The organism is Marinobacter subterrani (genome assembly GCF_001045555.1).
GTDB classification, from domain to species: Bacteria; Pseudomonadota; Gammaproteobacteria; order Pseudomonadales; family Oleiphilaceae; genus Marinobacter; species Marinobacter subterrani.
This window is the reverse complement of record NZ_LFBU01000001.1, coordinates 727,924-743,428: the sequence shown is the minus strand read 5'-3', so window position 1 is coordinate 743,428 and position 15,505 is coordinate 727,924. Positions and strand designations below refer to the sequence as shown.

The following is a 15,505-nucleotide window of genomic DNA, read 5'->3' as shown; positions in this document are numbered from 1 at the left end:
CGGTTAGTATCGGCCGGTAGGCGCCTGCAAGGGCGCAGTCACCAAAGCGCAATCATACAATCGGGAGCCTGGCAACGTGGATGGATTGAAGCAGAGAATAATCGGGGCGTTGGTGCTCGTTTCCCTGGCGGTTATCTTTGTTCCCATGCTTTTTGACGAGCCTCACTCGGAGCGGACGTCCACAACCATCAAGATCCCGGAAGAGCCGCCTTTCCCCGAGGTTGAGGCGCCTGAAACTGAGATGCCCCCAGCGCCTTCCTATGGGCTCAGCGAGACAGCGCCGGAAGTGCCGGAACCTCTCGCAGGCGAGAACAAGGACGCGCCTGGCTATCAGATTCTGGAAGAAGGCGAGCCGGGAACATCCCCCGAGACCGCTCCGGAAGTGAGCGGGCCATCTGATGCCGGCGGCGCCACGTCGAGCCAGAGCCAGCAGTCACCGGAACCCTCTGTAACGGCTCCCGCCAAGACCGCCGAAGCGGGTGCTCAGGAGACCGCCGAGTACGAGCGCTCCCTTGAAGGCGCCTGGGTAGTACAGCTGGGTAGTTTTGGTAATGAAGACAATGCCCGCCGCTTGCGGGATCAGGTACGGGAAAAGGGTTACGGCTCTCACCTCCAGTCTGTTGTCCGTGGCAGTACCACTCTTACCCGGGTGTTCAGCGGGCCGTTTGCCACCAAATCGGAAGCGGAAGCAGCGAAGCAGTCTCTGGATGAGGCGTTTGGTGTCAACAGCCTGGTCACCACTGGCGAAAAATAGCCGCGCGTAACCGGTTTTATGTAGGTAAGGCGGTTTGGTGAACCGGGGTTTCCTGATAGAATTCGCGCTTCCTTTTCTCCACCGGGTTTTCAATGGAAGCGCTGATCTGGATTGACTGGGTCATTATCGCCCTGATTACAGTTTCCACGCTCATCAGTCTGAAGCGGGGCTTCGTGAAAGAAGCCCTGTCTCTGGTGACCTGGGTTGGCGCGTTCATCCTTGCCAGAACCTTCCATCCACAAATGCAAAGCCTGCTGGAAAGCACGGTAGAAACGCCTCTGGTCAGGCTTATTGCTGCCTTCGCCATTCTCTTCTTTGGCACGCTCATTGTCGGAGCCATCATTAACAATATGATTGGCCACCTGATCCGGGCCACCGGGCTTTCTGCCACGGACCGGGTTCTTGGCATGGGGTTCGGGCTTCTGCGAGGGGTGGTCGTGGTGATTGTTGCCATCGCCTTCACGCGATACACGCCGCTGGCACAGGATACCTGGTGGCGAACGTCCATTATCATTGACCGTCTTGCGGTCGTTGAAGACTGGTCCCGGCGCACCCTGGGCGATGAATTTGCACGCTTTCTGGGGCCTGCGCCCGACGGTGTGCCAGAGCCGGAACCCGGTAGACAGCAGGAAGGCGTGGAACCTGCGTCCGCGTCCCGCTAACATTCAGTTTTAACACTCGGAGAATACGCTATCCATGTGTGGCATTGTCGGCATCGTCAGTACTTCCAACGTCAATCAGTCGCTCTATGATGCGCTGACTGTACTTCAGCACCGGGGCCAGGACGCGGCGGGCATTGTTACGTTTCAGGATGATCGGTTTTTTCTTCGCAAGGATAACGGCCTGGTGCGGGATGTGTTCCATACCCGCCACATGCGCCGCCTCGTCGGTAATGTCGGTATTGGCCATGTGCGTTACCCGACGGCCGGCAGTTCCAGTTCCGCTGAAGCCCAGCCGTTCTATGTGAACAGCCCCTACGGCATTACCCTGGCCCACAACGGTAACCTGACCAATGCCGATGATCTCAGCAAGGACCTGTTCCGGACGGATCTGCGCCACATCAACACCAACTCCGATTCGGAAGTTTTGTTGAACGTATTTGCCCATGAACTGCAGAAGCTGGGCAAACTGGATCCGACCAAAGACGACATTTTTTCAGCGGTAAGCGCGGTACACAAGCGCTGCCGGGGTGCCTATGCGGTGATTGCCATGGTTACCGGCTACGGTATTGTCGGTTTCCGTGACCCCAACGGAATCCGCCCGGCCTGCTACGGCGAGCGCACTTCGGAAGAAGGTCGCAAGGAGTATATGATCGCCTCCGAGAGTGTGGCCTTGAGCGCCGCCGGTTACACCCTGGTGCGCGATATCGCTCCGGGTGAGGCTGTCTATATCGAAACCGATGGCACCCTGTACACCCGCCAGTGCGCCGAAGACCCCCACCTGTTCCCGTGCATTTTCGAGCATGTTTATTTTGCCCGCCCGGACTCGATCATTGACAAGGTGTCAGTCTACAAGGCCCGGCTGCGGATGGGCGAGACCCTGGCTGACAAGGTCTTGCGGGAGAGTCCGGACCACGATATCGATGTGGTGATGCCGATCCCGGATACCAGCCGGACATCGGCCATGCAGATGGCTCATCGCCTGGGGGTAAAGTTCCGGGAAGGCTTTATCAAGAACCGGTATATCGGCCGCACCTTCATCATGCCCGGCCAGAAAATGCGGAAGAAATCCGTTCGCCAGAAGCTGAACCCGATCGATCTGGAGTTCCGTGGCAAGAATGTCATGCTGGTGGACGATTCCATCGTGCGGGGAACTACCTGCAAGGAAATTGTCCAGATGGCCCGGGATGCCGGGGCCCGCAAGGTCTATTTCGCGTCGGCGGCGCCCCCGGTGCGTTATCCGAATGTGTACGGAATTGATATGCCCTCGGCCAGCGAGCTGATCGCCCATGAGCGAACGGTTGAGGAAATCCGCGAACTGATCGGCGCGGACTGGCTGCTCTACCAGGATCTGGATGATCTTGTAACCTGCGTCAGTGATGTCAATGATGATATTGAAGGCTGGGAATGCTCGGTATTCACCGGCAATTACGTGACCGGCGATGTGGATGCCGCCTACCTTCACCGGCTGGAGGAGTTGCGCAATGACGACAAACGGTTCGAGAGTGCCGGCGGCATGTCCGGTGATAACGGTATTATTGATCTGCACAACGATGAAGACTGAAGCAGCCCTGTCGGGCAGGAGATGTTGATGACCTTTGGCCGCGAAGAAACTGTCTGGATTCCGGAATCGGATCTCGAGGGTATGTCCGTCGATACCCTCGCAGTGAGGGCAGGGCAGATCCGCACTGGCCAGCTTGAGCACAGCGATGCCATTTTCCCGACCTCCAGCTTTGTGTACGGCAGTGCGGCTCAGGCGGCGGCGCGATTCGGCGGGGATGAGCCGGGCAATATCTACTCGCGCTTTACCAATCCGACGGTGCAGGCCTTTGAGGCGCGAATAGCCGCCATGGAAGGTGGCGAGCGCGCCGTGGCGACCGCCTCTGGCATGGCCGCGATCCTGAGTACCTGCATGTCACTTTTGCAGAGCGGTGATCACGTGATCTGCTCGCGGGGGGTGTTCGGTACCACCAATGTGCTGTTTCAGAAGTACATGGCAAGGTTCGGGGTCGAGACCTCCTTCGTCGGCCTGACAGAGCTGGATGAGTGGCGCGCGGCGGTTCGCCCTGAAACCCGCATGCTGTTCATCGAGACGCCGTCCAATCCGTTGTGCGAAGTGGCGGATATGGCCGGGCTTGCCGGTCTCGCCCGCGATAACGAGGCGCTTTTCGTGGTCGACAACTGCTTCTGCACCCCTGTACTGCAAAGGCCGCTGGAGCAGGGTGCTGACATCGTGATTCATTCAGCCACCAAATACCTGGATGGCCAGGGCCGCTGCGTGGGCGGCGTTGTGGTGGGCCCGGAAAAGCTGATGAACGAAGTGTACGGCTTCCTTCGGTCGGCGGGCCCGACCATGAGCCCGTTCAATGCCTGGGTTTTCCAGAAGGGCCTGGAAACCTTACCAATTCGTATGCGCGCCCATTGTGACAATGCGTTAGAGTTGGCTTCGTGGCTGGAACTACAACCGGCGGTGGAACGTGTATTCTACGCCGGCCTGGAAAGCCATCCCCAGCACGAGCTGGCGAAAAAACAGCAGAAGGGGTTTGGTGGTGTGCTCTCCTTCCGGCTCAAAGGCGCCCGAGAAGAGGCATGGCAGTTTATCGACGCGACCCGGATGATATCCATTACCGCGAACCTGGGGGACGTCAAAACCACCATTACGCACCCGGCCACCACAACCCACGGGCGACTGTCGCCGGAGGACAAGGATCGTGCCGGGATTACGGAAAACCTGATTCGAATTTCCGTTGGGATAGAAGCAGTTGAAGACCTGAAAACCGACCTTGCAAGGGGCTTTCAGGCGCTTCGGAACGCAAGCACCGACAACGTCTGAGCATTCATGGCCGAATCTGCTAAAGCGAAGAAAGCACCACAAGAGTTGACCGAGAAGCAGCTGCGCTTTCGCCGACTGGCTGCTCAGGGCGCCCGGGAAGGCGCTGTCATTGCCTTGATCTCCCTCTGTATTTACCTCGCCATGGCGCTGGTGACCTTCAGCCCGTCCGACCCCGGCTGGGCCAGTATTGGCCATGACACCGGCGTGCAGAACTATGCCGGCCGCACGGGCGCCTGGCTGGCCAGCCTGTTGATGGATTTCTTTGGCCATGTGGCTTACCTGTTCCCGCTGATGATCGCCGGTTATGCGCTGATGCTGATCCGTCGGCGTAATGATTCCATGGATCTGCACTGGCCCCTGTTCCTGATGCGGTTTGGCGGGTTTCTGCTGATCCTGCTCTCGGCAACCAGTCTGTTGTCACTCTATTCGGTGTTCGGCCTGGGCGCGTCGTCCGGTGGCGTCCTTGGAACGGCGGTGGCGGATGCCATGGTGCGGTTTTTCAACCTGCCAGCAACCACTCTGCTTCTGATCGCCATTTTCCTGTTTGCCCTGACCGTCACCACGGGCTTGTCCTGGTTCTGGTTGATGGATCAGGTGGGTAGCCTGACCCTGAAAACCGGATTGGCGATCAGAAGCCTGTTCAGCGGTGACGACAAACCGGCTAAGCCAGATGCTCGTGATGTGCCTGCCTCAAGACCCGCGCCAAGGCCAGAGCCTCCGGTCATCAAGGATCGGGTGCCTGCGCCCGGAAAAGAACAGGCCCAGGAAACGGCAACCCGCCTGCGCTGGTGGCAACGTCTCCCGGGGCTGGGACCGAAAACGCCGAAGAAACCCAAAGACCCCGCGAAGCCCTCCGGGGAACGGGTCGAACCGGCCCTTGACGGACTGTCTGCCACGGTTGATCCGGAGCCTGCGCGGCTGGAGAGTTTCAGTTCCCGTGATGAGGCGCCCGCCAGTGCCAGCCGGCCGGAAAAACCCGGGCGCGCCGATGCCCCACCGCCGGCGGGCCGTGCGTTGAAAATTTCACCCTTCAAGAAAGACGATCAGCCGCCGCAGCCAAAGGACAAGGGCAACAAACAGCCGTCGCTGCTGGAAGATATTGAAAGTCCGATTCCGCCAATTTCTCTGCTTGATCCACCCGAGGAGCATAAGGAAAAGGGCTACTCCGAAGAATCACTCGAGCATATGTCGCGCCTGCTGGAAGAGAAGCTGGCCGATTTCGGGGTGTCCGTGGAAGTGGTCGAAGTGAATCCCGGCCCGGTAATCACCCGGTTTGAAATCAAGCCGGCGGCGGGGGTGAAAGTCAGCAAGATCTCCAACCTTGCCAAGGATCTTGCCCGGTCGCTGGCGGTGCTGAGCGTTCGGGTTGTCGAGGTCATTCCCGGAAAATCCGTGGTTGGTATCGAAATCCCCAATGAAGAGCGGGAAATGGTGCGTCTCAGCGAAGTACTGAGCGCGCGGGTTTTCCAGGAGTCCAGTTCACCCCTCACTCTGGCGCTGGGGAACGACATCGGCGGCAACCCCATGGTGGCGAACCTGGCCAAGATGCCGCACCTTCTGGTAGCCGGCACCACCGGGTCCGGTAAATCGGTTGGCGTTAACGCCATGCTGCTGAGCATGCTGCTGAAGGCCGGCCCGGAAGATGTCCGCTTCATCATGGTTGACCCCAAGATGCTTGAACTGAGCATCTACGATGGCATTCCTCACTTGCTGGCGCCTGTGGTCACCGACATGAAGGAAGCGGCCAATGCTCTGCGGTGGTGCGTTGCCGAAATGGAGCGCCGTTACAAGCTCATGGCCAGCCTGGGCGTTCGTAACCTCGCCGGTTACAACCGTAAGGTGAAGGATGCGCAGGCTGCGGGCGAGCCGCTTCTGGATCCGTTCTGGAAGCCGGACGAATACCTTGCCAACGATGAACAGGAGCGGCCGGAGCTCGAAACGCTGCCATTCATAGTAGTGGTGATCGACGAGTTTGCCGACATGATGATGATCGTGGGCAAAAAGGTCGAGGAACTGATCGCCCGGATCGCACAAAAGGCCAGGGCGGCCGGTATTCACCTTATTCTGGCGACGCAGCGCCCGTCGGTAGACGTGATCACCGGCCTGATCAAGGCCAACATCCCGACCCGGATGTCGTTTCAGGTGTCCTCCAAGATCGATTCCCGGACCGTGCTGGATCAGGGCGGTGCCGAGCAGTTGCTGGGCCATGGTGACATGTTGTATCTCCCGCCCGGTTCCGGGCTGCCGGTCCGTGTGCATGGGGCGTTTGTCGACGACGATGAGGTTCATCGTGTGGTCAGCGCCTGGAAAGCGCGTGGCGAGCCGGTATACGTGGACGATGTTCTGAGCGGGGCCGAGGGTGAAAGCCTGCCCGGGGTGCCGAACCTGTCTGATAATAACGACAGCGAGGGCGATGCCCTGTTTGACGAGGCGGTTGCCTTTGTCACCGAAGGTCGCCGTGTCTCGATTTCATCCGTACAGCGGAAATTCAAGATCGGGTACAACCGGGCGGCGAACCTGGTTGATGCCATGGAAGCATCGGGCGTTGTGAGCGCTGCGGGCCACAACGGCGCGCGCGAAGTCCTGGCTCCGCCTCCACCAAGAGATTAGGGGTAAATTGTTATGCGACAGTCATTTGTCAACCGCTTGCTGACGTTGGCGCTTATGGGCTTGTTCACCAGCGTGGCATTGGCAGGCGACGCCAAGCCGGACGCCGGGGCCGACGAGCTGGCGTCACTGCTGGAAAGCTACGAGTCCTACCAGGCGGACTTTCTCCAGATCGTGGTCAACGGCGAGGGGAACAAGGTTCAGGAAACCAGTGGGTCGCTGAAAGCCAAGCGTCCGGGGCTGTTCTACTGGGAAACCAGCGCTCCGCTCTCCCAGTTCATCGTCAGTAACGGCGATACCGTTGAAGTCTACGACCCGGACCTGGAACAGGTGACGATTCATAACCTGGACGACCGCGTCCAGTCCACCCCCGCGCTGCTGCTCAGCGGTGAGGTGGGTAATCTCGAAGAGACTTACCGGGTATCCGGCCGCCGGATCGGCGAACACACCCAGGAGTTCACCCTCGAGCCACGAAGCCCGGACTCTCTGTTTACCTCGCTGCAATTGACCTTCTTCAAGGGAGAACTTCAGGAAATGCGGATGCGGGATTCCCTGTCCCAGCTCAGCATACTGAGCTTTGATCATATCAGGCTGAATGAACCGGTCGAAGCCAGCGCCTTTACCCTCGATTATCCGGAGGGCGTTGATATCATCCGGGACGGGGCCTGATGCAGGACAGCCTGTTCGCGGAAGCCGCCGGTTTTCGGCCGCTCGCTGCACGGATGCGGCCGACCACCCTGGACGACTATGTTGGGCAGGTTCACCTGGTCGGCCCGGGCAAGCCGCTTCGCCGGGCTGTTGAGCAAGGGCAACTTCACTCGATGATCCTCTGGGGCCCCCCTGGGGTTGGTAAAACCACCTTTGCCCAATTGCTCGCTAATGTCAGCGACCTGAGTTTCGAGACCGTCTCTGCGGTGCTCAGCGGCGTGAAGGAAATCCGCGCCGTGGTCGAGCGGGCACGCAACCGGAAGCAGTCCCAGGGCCGGGACACCTTGCTGTTTGTCGACGAGGTCCACCGGTTCAATAAGAGCCAGCAGGACGCCTTCCTGCCCCATATCGAAGACGGCACCTTCATTTTCGTGGGAGCCACCACTGAAAACCCATCCTTTGAGCTTAACAGCGCACTGCTGTCACGTACCCGTGTCTACGTACTCAAGAATCTTGAGGAGGCCGATATCCTGCAGCTGTTGAATCGGGCGCTGGTGGCGGAGGAGGGGTTTGGCGGCCGGCTGGCGGTAGAGGCAGACGTGCTTGCGCTTATGGCCTCGGCGTCCGGGGGTGATGCCCGCCGCGCGCTGAATATTCTGGAAGTGGCTGCAGACCTGGCGGAACCGGATGCGGCGGGCAAGGACCGGATAACCAGGGATCAGCTTGAGCAGGTGATGCAGACCAGCCTGCGCCGGTTCGACAAGGGCGGTGATGTTTTCTACGATCAGATCTCCGCGTTGCACAAGTCGGTGCGTGGTTCCGACCCGGACGGGTCACTCTACTGGCTGTGCCGGATGCTGGATGGCGGCTGTGATCCACTTTATGTTGCCCGCAGACTGGTCCGGATCGCCAGTGAAGACATTGGCAATGCCGACCCCCGGGCCCTGCAACTGAGCATGGAAGCCTGGGATGCCCAGGAACGACTGGGGTCGCCGGAAGGTGAGCTGGCATTGGCCCAGGCGGTTACCTACCTGGCCCTGGCGCCGAAGAGTAACGCGGTCTACAAAGCGTTTAACCAGTGCATGGCAGACATCAGGCAAGATCCGGACTATGAGGTACCGGTGCACCTTCGTAACGCACCCACCAAGCTGCTGAAAAGCATGGGGCACGGAGATTCCTACCGCTACGCCCACGATGAACCCGAGGCGTTTGCCGCGGGGGAGGCCTACCTTCCCGAAGCCATTCATCAGCGCCGCTACTATGAGCCGGTTAATCGCGGGCTGGAAATCAAGCTGGCGGAGAAGCGCCAGCGGCTTGATTCCCGCAACGCCGAAAGCCCTCGCAAACGCTATAGCTGACTCCCGCAATGCGGTAGCCAGCAGCGCCTGCGCAGGTATAATGGCCAGTCAATCATTACATCGTTAACCGGAAGATTCAGGAAAATCATGCTCGATCCCAAACGTGTCCGAACCCAGACAGAAGAGATCGCCCGTCGGCTGGCCGTCAAGAATTTCGTATTCGATACCGCGACCTTCGAACAGCTTGAGGAGCGCCGCCGCGGCCTGCAGGTACGCACGGAAAACCTGCAGAGCGAGCAGAACAAACGGTCCAAATCGATTGGCAAGGCCAAGGCCTCGGGTGAGGACATCCAGCCATTGCTGGACGAAGTGGAAAGTCTGAAGGCACAGAAATCCGAAGCGGAAGATGAGCTGCGGACACTTCAGGAGGAGCTGAACGCTTTTCTCGCGGGTATCCCCAACCTTCCGGATGAAGGCGTTCCTGCCGGCGAGACCGAAGAGGATAACGTTGAGATCCGCACCTGGGGCACGCCCCGGCACTTCGATTTCGAGCCAAAGGACCACGTCGCCCTGGGCGAGGAGCTCAAAGGCCTGGATTTCGAGACCGCAACCCGGCTGGCTCATTCCCGGTTTGCCGTGATGCAGGGGCCGGTGGCCCGCCTTCATCGTGCGCTGGCCCAGTTCATGCTGGATCTGCATACCGGCGAACACGGCTATCTTGAAACCTATGTTCCTTACCTGGTGAATGCCGATACCCTGTACGGAACCGGCCAGTTGCCGAAATTCGAGGAAGACCTCTTCAAGACCGAAGGGGAGAAACCGCTGTATCTGATCCCGACGGCTGAAGTGCCGGCCACGAACCTGGTCTCGGACAGCATTCTGGATGCCAAAGAGCTACCGCTTCGATTTGTCTGCCATACCCCGTGTTTCCGCAGTGAAGCCGGCTCCTACGGCCGTGACACCCGCGGCATGATTCGCCAGCACCAGTTCGACAAAGTGGAGCTGGTTCAGGTGGTGCGCCCGGAAGATTCCGAGGCGGCGCTGGAGCAACTGACCGGCCATGCCGAAAAGGTACTGCAGCTGCTGGAGCTGCCTTATCGAGTGGTTGCCCTGTGCGGTGGTGATATGGGCTTTTCAGCGGCCAGGACCTATGATCTGGAAGTCTGGTTGCCCGGCCAGGAAAAGTTCCGTGAAATCTCCTCCTGTTCCAACACCCGTGATTTTCAGGCACGGCGCATGCATGCCCGCTGGCGTAATCCGGAAACCGGAAAGCCGGAGCCTGTTCATACCCTGAACGGGTCCGGCCTTGCTGTTGGCCGTGCCCTGATTGCGGTCATGGAAAACTACCAGCAGGCCGACGGCAGTATCGTGGTACCGGACGTTCTCAGGCCGTACATGGGAGGCATTGACCGAATCCAATGAATGACGAGACAGGAAACGCACCAGGGAAGGGCGTTGGTGCAAGGTCTGCACCAATTCGGTACAGGGTAAATCCGGTTACCTCGAACCCCAACACATCGCCCGGTGAAGTCGCCCTTGTCGGGGCCGGGCCTGGTGACCCTGAGCTGCTCACGCTCAAGGCCTGGCGTCTGATCACTTCGGCAGAGGTGGTGCTCTACGACCGCCTGGTATCACCGGAGATACTGGCGCTGATCCCGGAAACGGCGGAAAAGATCCACGTCGGAAAGCAACGGGCCAACCACACCTTGCCCCAGGATCAGATTAACCAGCGTCTGGTGGATCTGGCCCGGCAGGGCCGCAAGGTGGTTCGTCTCAAGGGCGGCGACCCGTTCATTTTTGGCCGGGGTGGGGAAGAAATTGAAACCCTGGCGGACGCCGGGGTTCGCTTCCAGGTCGTGCCGGGCATTACTGCCGCGTCCGGGTGTGCCGCCTATGCCGGGATACCGCTCACTCACCGGGATTATGCCCAGTCTGTCCGCTTCGTCACCGGCCACCTGAAGAACGATACCTGCGACCTGCCATGGCAGGACTTCGTCCAGAACAACCAGACACTGGTGTTCTATATGGGCTTGGTGGGCCTGCCCATTATCTGTAGGCAACTGATCGCCCATGGTATGTCTGAAGACATGCCGGTGGCGCTGGTATCCAAGGGCACCACCAGGGAGCAGCAGGTGGTCACAGGCAATCTCAGCAACATTGTTGACAGGGTGGAGGCGAAGGCCGTTCAGGCACCCACGCTGGTGATTATCGGCCACGTTGTGGCCCTGAGAGACAGGCTGGATTGGATAGGTAGTGTGACGGGGAGCTGAGGCTCCCCGATTTGTTGCCGGGCGCTCAGCCGACTTTGCGTTTCGGCAATACGTCCTTCAGTTTCTCGCGCATATCACGGATGGCTTTCTCGGTGGTCGGCCAGTCAATGCAGGCGTCGGTGACAGAGACACCGTATTTCAGATCCGCCAGATTTTCGGGAATCGACTGGTTGCCCCAGTTGATGTTGCTCTCGACCATCAGGCTCTGGATGCAGGTGTTGCCTTCCAGGATCTGATGGGTAACGTCCTGCATGACCAGCGGCTGGATAGCCGGATCCTTGCTGGAGTTGGCGTGGCTGCAGTCGACCATGACAGATTTGCGCAGGCCGGCCTTATCCAGTGCCTGCTCGCACAGTGCCACGCTGACCGAATCATAATTGGGCTTGCCGCCACCACCGCGCAGAACAACGTGGCCATAGTTGTTGCCCTTGGTACGGATAATCGCGCCCTTGCCCTGCTGGTCAATGCCCAGGAAGCTGTGCGGGTGAGAAACGGACTTCATGGCATTTACCGCGACATCCAGGTTGCCATCCGTGCCGTTCTTGAAGCCGATCGCCATGGAGAGGCCGCTGCTCATTTCCCGGTGGGTCTGGGATTCGGTCGTGCGCGCGCCGATCGCAGACCATGCAATGGTGTCTTGCAGGTACTGGGGTGAAATCGGGTCCAGTGCCTCGGTGGCAGCCGGCAGGCCAAGCTCGTTGATGTCGATCAGTAGCCGACGCCCGATATGAAGGCCCTGCTCGATATCGAAGGTGTCGTTCAGGTGCGGATCGTTGATCAGACCTTTCCAGCCAACAGTGGTGCGGGGCTTCTCAAAATAGACGCGCATGACGATCAGCAGGGTGTCACTGACTTCATCCGACAGCTTTTTCAGTCTCGTGGCATAGTCCCGGGCGGCGTCGACGTCGTGGATGGAGCAGGGGCCAACGACCACAAAGAGCCGGTGATCCTTGCCGTCCATGATGTCATAGATAGCCTGGCGCCCTCTGGCGACGGTTTCGGCGGCCTTTTCCGAAAGTGGCAGCTCCTTTTTCAGCGCTTCAGGAGTGATCAGTGTTTCCTGGCTCGCCACATTCAGATTCTCTAGCTTGTTGCCCGACATGTTGCTCTGTTTCCCCGATTCTGATCCTTGCAACCCTGATGAGCCATTAACGGTGCCAGCAAGGTTACAGATTGACGCGAATAACGCCGGTACAAGGTTGCGATAAACCCCGGCGAGTTGGTTATACTGCGTCATTTACAGGGCCTTTTCAACGCTTCTTGAGTATGGGGACCGGATGTCACAAAACAGGCAGAGACCGCAGGATGTGCCCTCCCGGGGCGCGGTTCTGGACAAAATTGACGATGTCCTGGCCGGTATCCGGGTTCCTGACCTGCCATACCCTGCAGGCAAGCTATCACCGGAGGCTGTGAGCGACTGGGGGCCCCTGCTGCTGTCCTGCTGGTCGGAACAACGGGATGAGCGGGTCACCCACGTTATCCGTTCTGTGCACCTCGAATGGTCGGCCCGCCAGGTCAATGCCGCCTATGTTGCCGATCGCATCATGGATATATTCCTGAAAACCAGCGGTTTGCATCCGGATCTTGCGCGCAGGATTGCCCGGTTGCGGTTTTACTTTGCCTGGCGGATGAATCTGGTGGGCAAAAAGGCGTTCAGTCAAACCCTGCTGGCCTGGCTGGACAGCTTGCAGGAGTGGCGGGGCTGGAGTGATTCCGGCGGGCGTGCAGGAAAGGTACTGCTGGACCAGCTTGATGCGCTTGTTATTGCCGTCGCGGCCTGTTTTGAGTCTGGCAGCCCGGAATCGCTGGAGGACTTCTGCCGGCAGTGGCAGGAGGACGCCACTAAACGACACGCCCAGACGGCCAGGCTCCGGCAGCGTTTGCTGGAGACCGAGCAGGGAGCCGCCAGGCAGCGCCAGGCTGATCAGGTCTCAAGGGCACTGATCGGGCGTGCGCTGACAGGGCGTCGGGTCCCTGCGCCCATTATCAGATTCATCCTGGACTACTGGCAGGGCCTTCTGAAACAGGCAGTCTGGGACGCCGGGCAGGAGGGCGAAAACTTCCGCCACGGCAGCAAACTTCTTGAGTGGTTGATCTGGATTGGCGACCCTTCGCTCTCGGACAAGGACCGGAACCGGCTCTATCACGTCGGTGAGCAAATCGGAGACCGGATTCTCGACGTCTGGGGCAGGGTGCATGACACGCCCCTGCCGCCCAATGCGCTGGCTGGCATTGAAGCGGTTATGGTATCCCGACTTCGGGGAGAGGTGCCCGAGCTGGTGGAGGCGCTACCGGCGGCCGGCGGCTTTCAGTGGGATTCACGATGGCTGGGGTTCGAGGCACCGCCGAGGGAAGAATTTGAACCTTTTGAGGGCCAGTGGTTTGTCGAGGGCCAGGCCTCGGGCGAGCAACGCCGCCTGTTCTATGCCTTTCTGAGTGAATCGGCCGAGATTCTCTGGTCCAATGGTGCCGGCGTGAAACTGGGGCTGCAACCCTGGACCGACTTCCGGCAGGCGATGGAAACCCAGCAAGTGCGGCCACTGCCGCCCCTGACATCGTTTGGCACGGTGCTTGGTGAGACGGTGGAATTGCTGGCCCGAGTGTGTGCCAAGCAACGCCGGCAAAGGGAGCAGGCTGCCGAAGCCGCCAGGTTGCGTGCCGAGCAGCTCCGGCGGGAGAAAGCAGCGGCTGAGGCGCACCGCCGCGAACTGGCGGTCGCCCGTGAAGCGGAGTTGTTGCGCCAACAGCAGCTCCTGGAAGAACAGCGACTTGCGGATGAGAAGGCCGAGCAGGCGCGGATCCTGAACGAAAAAATCCTGTTGGCGGAGAAACAGGTGTCCGGCATCAAGCTCGGTGGCTGGATTGTCGTGCAGGCAGACGATGCTTCAGGGGACCCGGCAAGGCTGAAACTTGCGGTGCGAATCAATGCCTCCCGAAAACTGGTGTTTGTAGACCGCCTGGGTCTGAACCGGCGGGAGTTCATTGAAGATGAGCTGGTGCAGGGTATCGTTGAGGGGTGGGTCCGGGTTCTTGGCAGCTCCGCGGAATTTGACGACACCCTCAGCAGGGTTGTTGGCCGTATCCGGGTAGGCCGAAATTGATTGCCGATGCAGGAATAACAAAAATGACCGACAAAGAATATAGCTTCGGAACGCAGAACGAACCTCATATTGACCGGGACAATCGGTCAGACTACCGGCTGACCGCCCGGGCACAGGCCATTCTTGAGCTTGAGTCCGGGCTTCCGGGGGTGGCTGAAGATACCGGGTCGTCCGGCCAGGAACTGGTGTGTCAAATCCGGGATATTTCAGCCGGTGGACTGTGCCTGTTCTCTGCCGAGCCGGTTTCCCTGGATGCCCTGTTACCGGCGATGGTGTTTCTCGGCAATCACAGCCAGCCGTTCCGGCTGATGGTGGATGTGGTCTGGTGTCGGCCCCAGGACAATGCCTTTCTGGTCGGGGTGCGCATTATCGAGTCTGACGAAACTGCCTATGTCGAGTGGGTTGAGGCGGTTGCGGCTGCCATGGCGGAGGGTTGAACGCCGTCACCACCCGTAACGAAAAGAGCCGGCGCGGGGCCGGCTCTTTCAGGCAGGTTTATGGGCTGGCTTATTCTTCCAGCTCACCCATGCCGGTGATGTTGAAGCCGGCGTCTACGTACATGATCTCACCGGTAATGCCGCTGGCCATATCCGAACCCAGGAACGCCGCGGCGTTACCGACTTCATCGATGGTTACGTTGCGGCGCAGCGGTGCGCGTCTGGCATTCTCGGCAAGCATCTTGCGGAAGCTCTTGATGCCGGATGCTGCCAGGGTCTTGATCGGGCCCGCGGAAATGCCATTTACCCGGATGCCATCACGGCCCAGGCTGGCAGCCATGTAGCGAACGTTCGCCTCAAGCGATGCCTTTGCCAGCCCCATCACGTTGTAGTTCTGCAGAACCTTTTCCGCGCCCAGATAGCTCAGGGTCAGGAGCGAGCTGCCCTCATGCATCATGCCGCGGGCGCCCTTGGCCAGGGCAACAAAGCTGTAGGAGCTGATGTCATGGGCGATGCGGAAGCCATCGCGGGTCGTGACGTCAACGTAGTTGCCATCAAGCTCGTGGCCCGGAGCATAGCCGACGGCGTGAACAATGATGTCGATGTTGTCCCAGTGCTTGCCCAGTTCCTTGAAGACGTTTTCGATTTCTTCATCGCTGGCGACATCGCAAGGGAAGGTCAGCTTGCTGCCCCATTGCTCGGCGAATTTCTCAACCCGCGGCTGCAACTTTTCGTTCTGGTAGGTGAATGCCAGTTCGGCGCCTTCCCGGGCGAATGCCTCGGCGATGCCGTACGCGATGGACAGTTTGCTGGCTACGCCAACGATCAGTGCTTTCTTGCCACTGAGGATTCCCATGGGTCGTTCTCCCTGTGTTCCTGAATTCAGAGCATTATCCCC

General features: G+C 59.5%; 12 protein-coding genes and 1 pseudogene. 11 read left to right on the top strand and 2 right to left on the bottom strand.

Annotation, left to right across the window (positions count from 1 at the left end):
- Positions 1-76 precede the first annotated feature (76 nt).
- The 9 genes and pseudogenes from msub_RS03480 to cobA form a co-directional block, all read left to right on the top strand.
- Entirely contained in the window at positions 77-754 is a 678-nt protein-coding gene (locus msub_RS03480) for an SPOR domain-containing protein (RefSeq protein WP_048494723.1), read from the top strand.
- A gap of 92 nt (positions 755-846) precedes the next feature.
- Positions 847-1,416 (top strand): CvpA family protein, encoded by a 570-nt coding sequence (locus tag msub_RS03475; protein WP_048494722.1) that lies wholly within the window; start codon positions 847-849, stop codon positions 1,414-1,416.
- A gap of 34 nt (positions 1,417-1,450) precedes the next feature.
- Complete coding sequence (purF, locus tag msub_RS03470; RefSeq protein WP_048494721.1) at positions 1,451-2,977, top strand: amidophosphoribosyltransferase; 1,527 nt, start codon at positions 1,451-1,453, stop codon at positions 2,975-2,977.
- A 27-nt stretch (positions 2,978-3,004) separates the two neighbouring features.
- The gene (locus msub_RS03465; RefSeq protein ID WP_048494720.1) at positions 3,005-4,246 is read left to right on the top strand and encodes an O-succinylhomoserine sulfhydrylase; all 1,242 of its coding nucleotides are present in this window, start codon (positions 3,005-3,007) and stop codon (positions 4,244-4,246) included.
- A 6-nt stretch (positions 4,247-4,252) separates the two neighbouring features.
- A complete protein-coding gene (locus tag msub_RS03460) occupies positions 4,253-6,856 on the top strand; it encodes a DNA translocase FtsK (RefSeq protein WP_048494719.1) in 2,604 nt (867 codons plus the stop codon).
- A 54-nt stretch (positions 6,857-6,910) separates the two neighbouring features.
- A complete protein-coding gene (gene lolA, locus msub_RS03455) occupies positions 6,911-7,522 on the top strand; it encodes an outer membrane lipoprotein chaperone LolA (RefSeq protein WP_264750636.1) in 612 nt (203 codons plus the stop codon).
- Positions 7,522-8,859, top strand: a complete 1,338-nt coding sequence (locus msub_RS03450) for a replication-associated recombination protein A (protein WP_048494717.1) — start codon at positions 7,522-7,524, stop codon at positions 8,857-8,859. The genes lolA and msub_RS03450 overlap by 1 nt, the downstream gene beginning before the upstream one ends.
- An 87-nt stretch (positions 8,860-8,946) precedes the next feature.
- Positions 8,947-10,221, top strand: a complete 1,275-nt coding sequence (serS, locus tag msub_RS03445) for a serine--tRNA ligase (protein ID WP_048494716.1) — start codon at positions 8,947-8,949, stop codon at positions 10,219-10,221.
- Between the two features lie 29 nt (positions 10,222-10,250).
- Positions 10,251-11,069, top strand: a pseudogene (cobA, locus tag msub_RS03440) (uroporphyrinogen-III C-methyltransferase); the annotation flags it as partial.
- Positions 11,070-11,094: 25 nt separating this feature from the next.
- Here cobA and msub_RS03435 read toward each other — a convergent pair.
- Positions 11,095-12,171, bottom strand: coding sequence for a 3-deoxy-7-phosphoheptulonate synthase (locus tag msub_RS03435; protein ID WP_048494714.1), 1,077 nt, complete (start codon positions 12,169-12,171; stop codon positions 11,095-11,097).
- A gap of 175 nt (positions 12,172-12,346) precedes the next feature.
- Between msub_RS03435 and msub_RS03430 the strand changes: the two genes are divergently transcribed.
- Entirely contained in the window at positions 12,347-14,170 is a 1,824-nt protein-coding gene (locus msub_RS03430) for a DUF1631 family protein (protein ID WP_048494713.1), read from the top strand.
- 23 nt (positions 14,171-14,193) lie between these two features.
- Positions 14,194-14,607 carry a PilZ domain-containing protein gene (locus tag msub_RS03425; protein WP_048494712.1) on the top strand — a complete coding sequence of 138 codons (414 nt, stop codon included), beginning with the start codon at positions 14,194-14,196 and terminating at the stop codon, positions 14,605-14,607.
- A 70-nt stretch (positions 14,608-14,677) separates the two neighbouring features.
- Here msub_RS03425 and msub_RS03420 read toward each other — a convergent pair whose 3' ends face one another.
- Positions 14,678-15,463, bottom strand: coding sequence for an enoyl-ACP reductase FabI (locus msub_RS03420; RefSeq protein WP_048494711.1), 786 nt, complete (start codon positions 15,461-15,463; stop codon positions 14,678-14,680).
- Positions 15,464-15,505: the final 42 nt, after the last annotated feature.

Bases quoted from the DNA above. Each gene is read 5' to 3' on its own strand.
- msub_RS03430 (WP_048494713.1), top strand. From the start codon at position 12,347: ATGTCACAAAACAGGCAGAGACCGCAGGATGTGCCCTCCCGGGGCGCG.
- msub_RS03460 (WP_048494719.1), top strand. From the start codon at position 4,253: ATGGCCGAATCTGCTAAAGCGAAGAAAGCACCACAAGAGTTGACCGAG.
- lolA (WP_264750636.1), top strand. From the start codon at position 6,911: ATGGGCTTGTTCACCAGCGTGGCATTGGCAGGCGACGCCAAGCCGGAC.
- msub_RS03425 (WP_048494712.1), top strand. From the start codon at position 14,194: ATGACCGACAAAGAATATAGCTTCGGAACGCAGAACGAACCTCATATT.
- serS (WP_048494716.1), top strand. From the start codon at position 8,947: ATGCTCGATCCCAAACGTGTCCGAACCCAGACAGAAGAGATCGCCCGT.
- msub_RS03420 (WP_048494711.1), bottom strand. From the start codon at position 15,463: ATGGGAATCCTCAGTGGCAAGAAAGCACTGATCGTTGGCGTAGCCAGC.
- msub_RS03435 (WP_048494714.1), bottom strand. From the start codon at position 12,171: ATGTCGGGCAACAAGCTAGAGAATCTGAATGTGGCGAGCCAGGAAACA.
- msub_RS03475 (WP_048494722.1), top strand. From the start codon at position 847: ATGGAAGCGCTGATCTGGATTGACTGGGTCATTATCGCCCTGATTACA.
- msub_RS03465 (WP_048494720.1), top strand. From the start codon at position 3,005: ATGACCTTTGGCCGCGAAGAAACTGTCTGGATTCCGGAATCGGATCTC.
- purF (WP_048494721.1), top strand. From the start codon at position 1,451: ATGTGTGGCATTGTCGGCATCGTCAGTACTTCCAACGTCAATCAGTCG.
- msub_RS03450 (WP_048494717.1), top strand. From the start codon at position 7,522: ATGCAGGACAGCCTGTTCGCGGAAGCCGCCGGTTTTCGGCCGCTCGCT.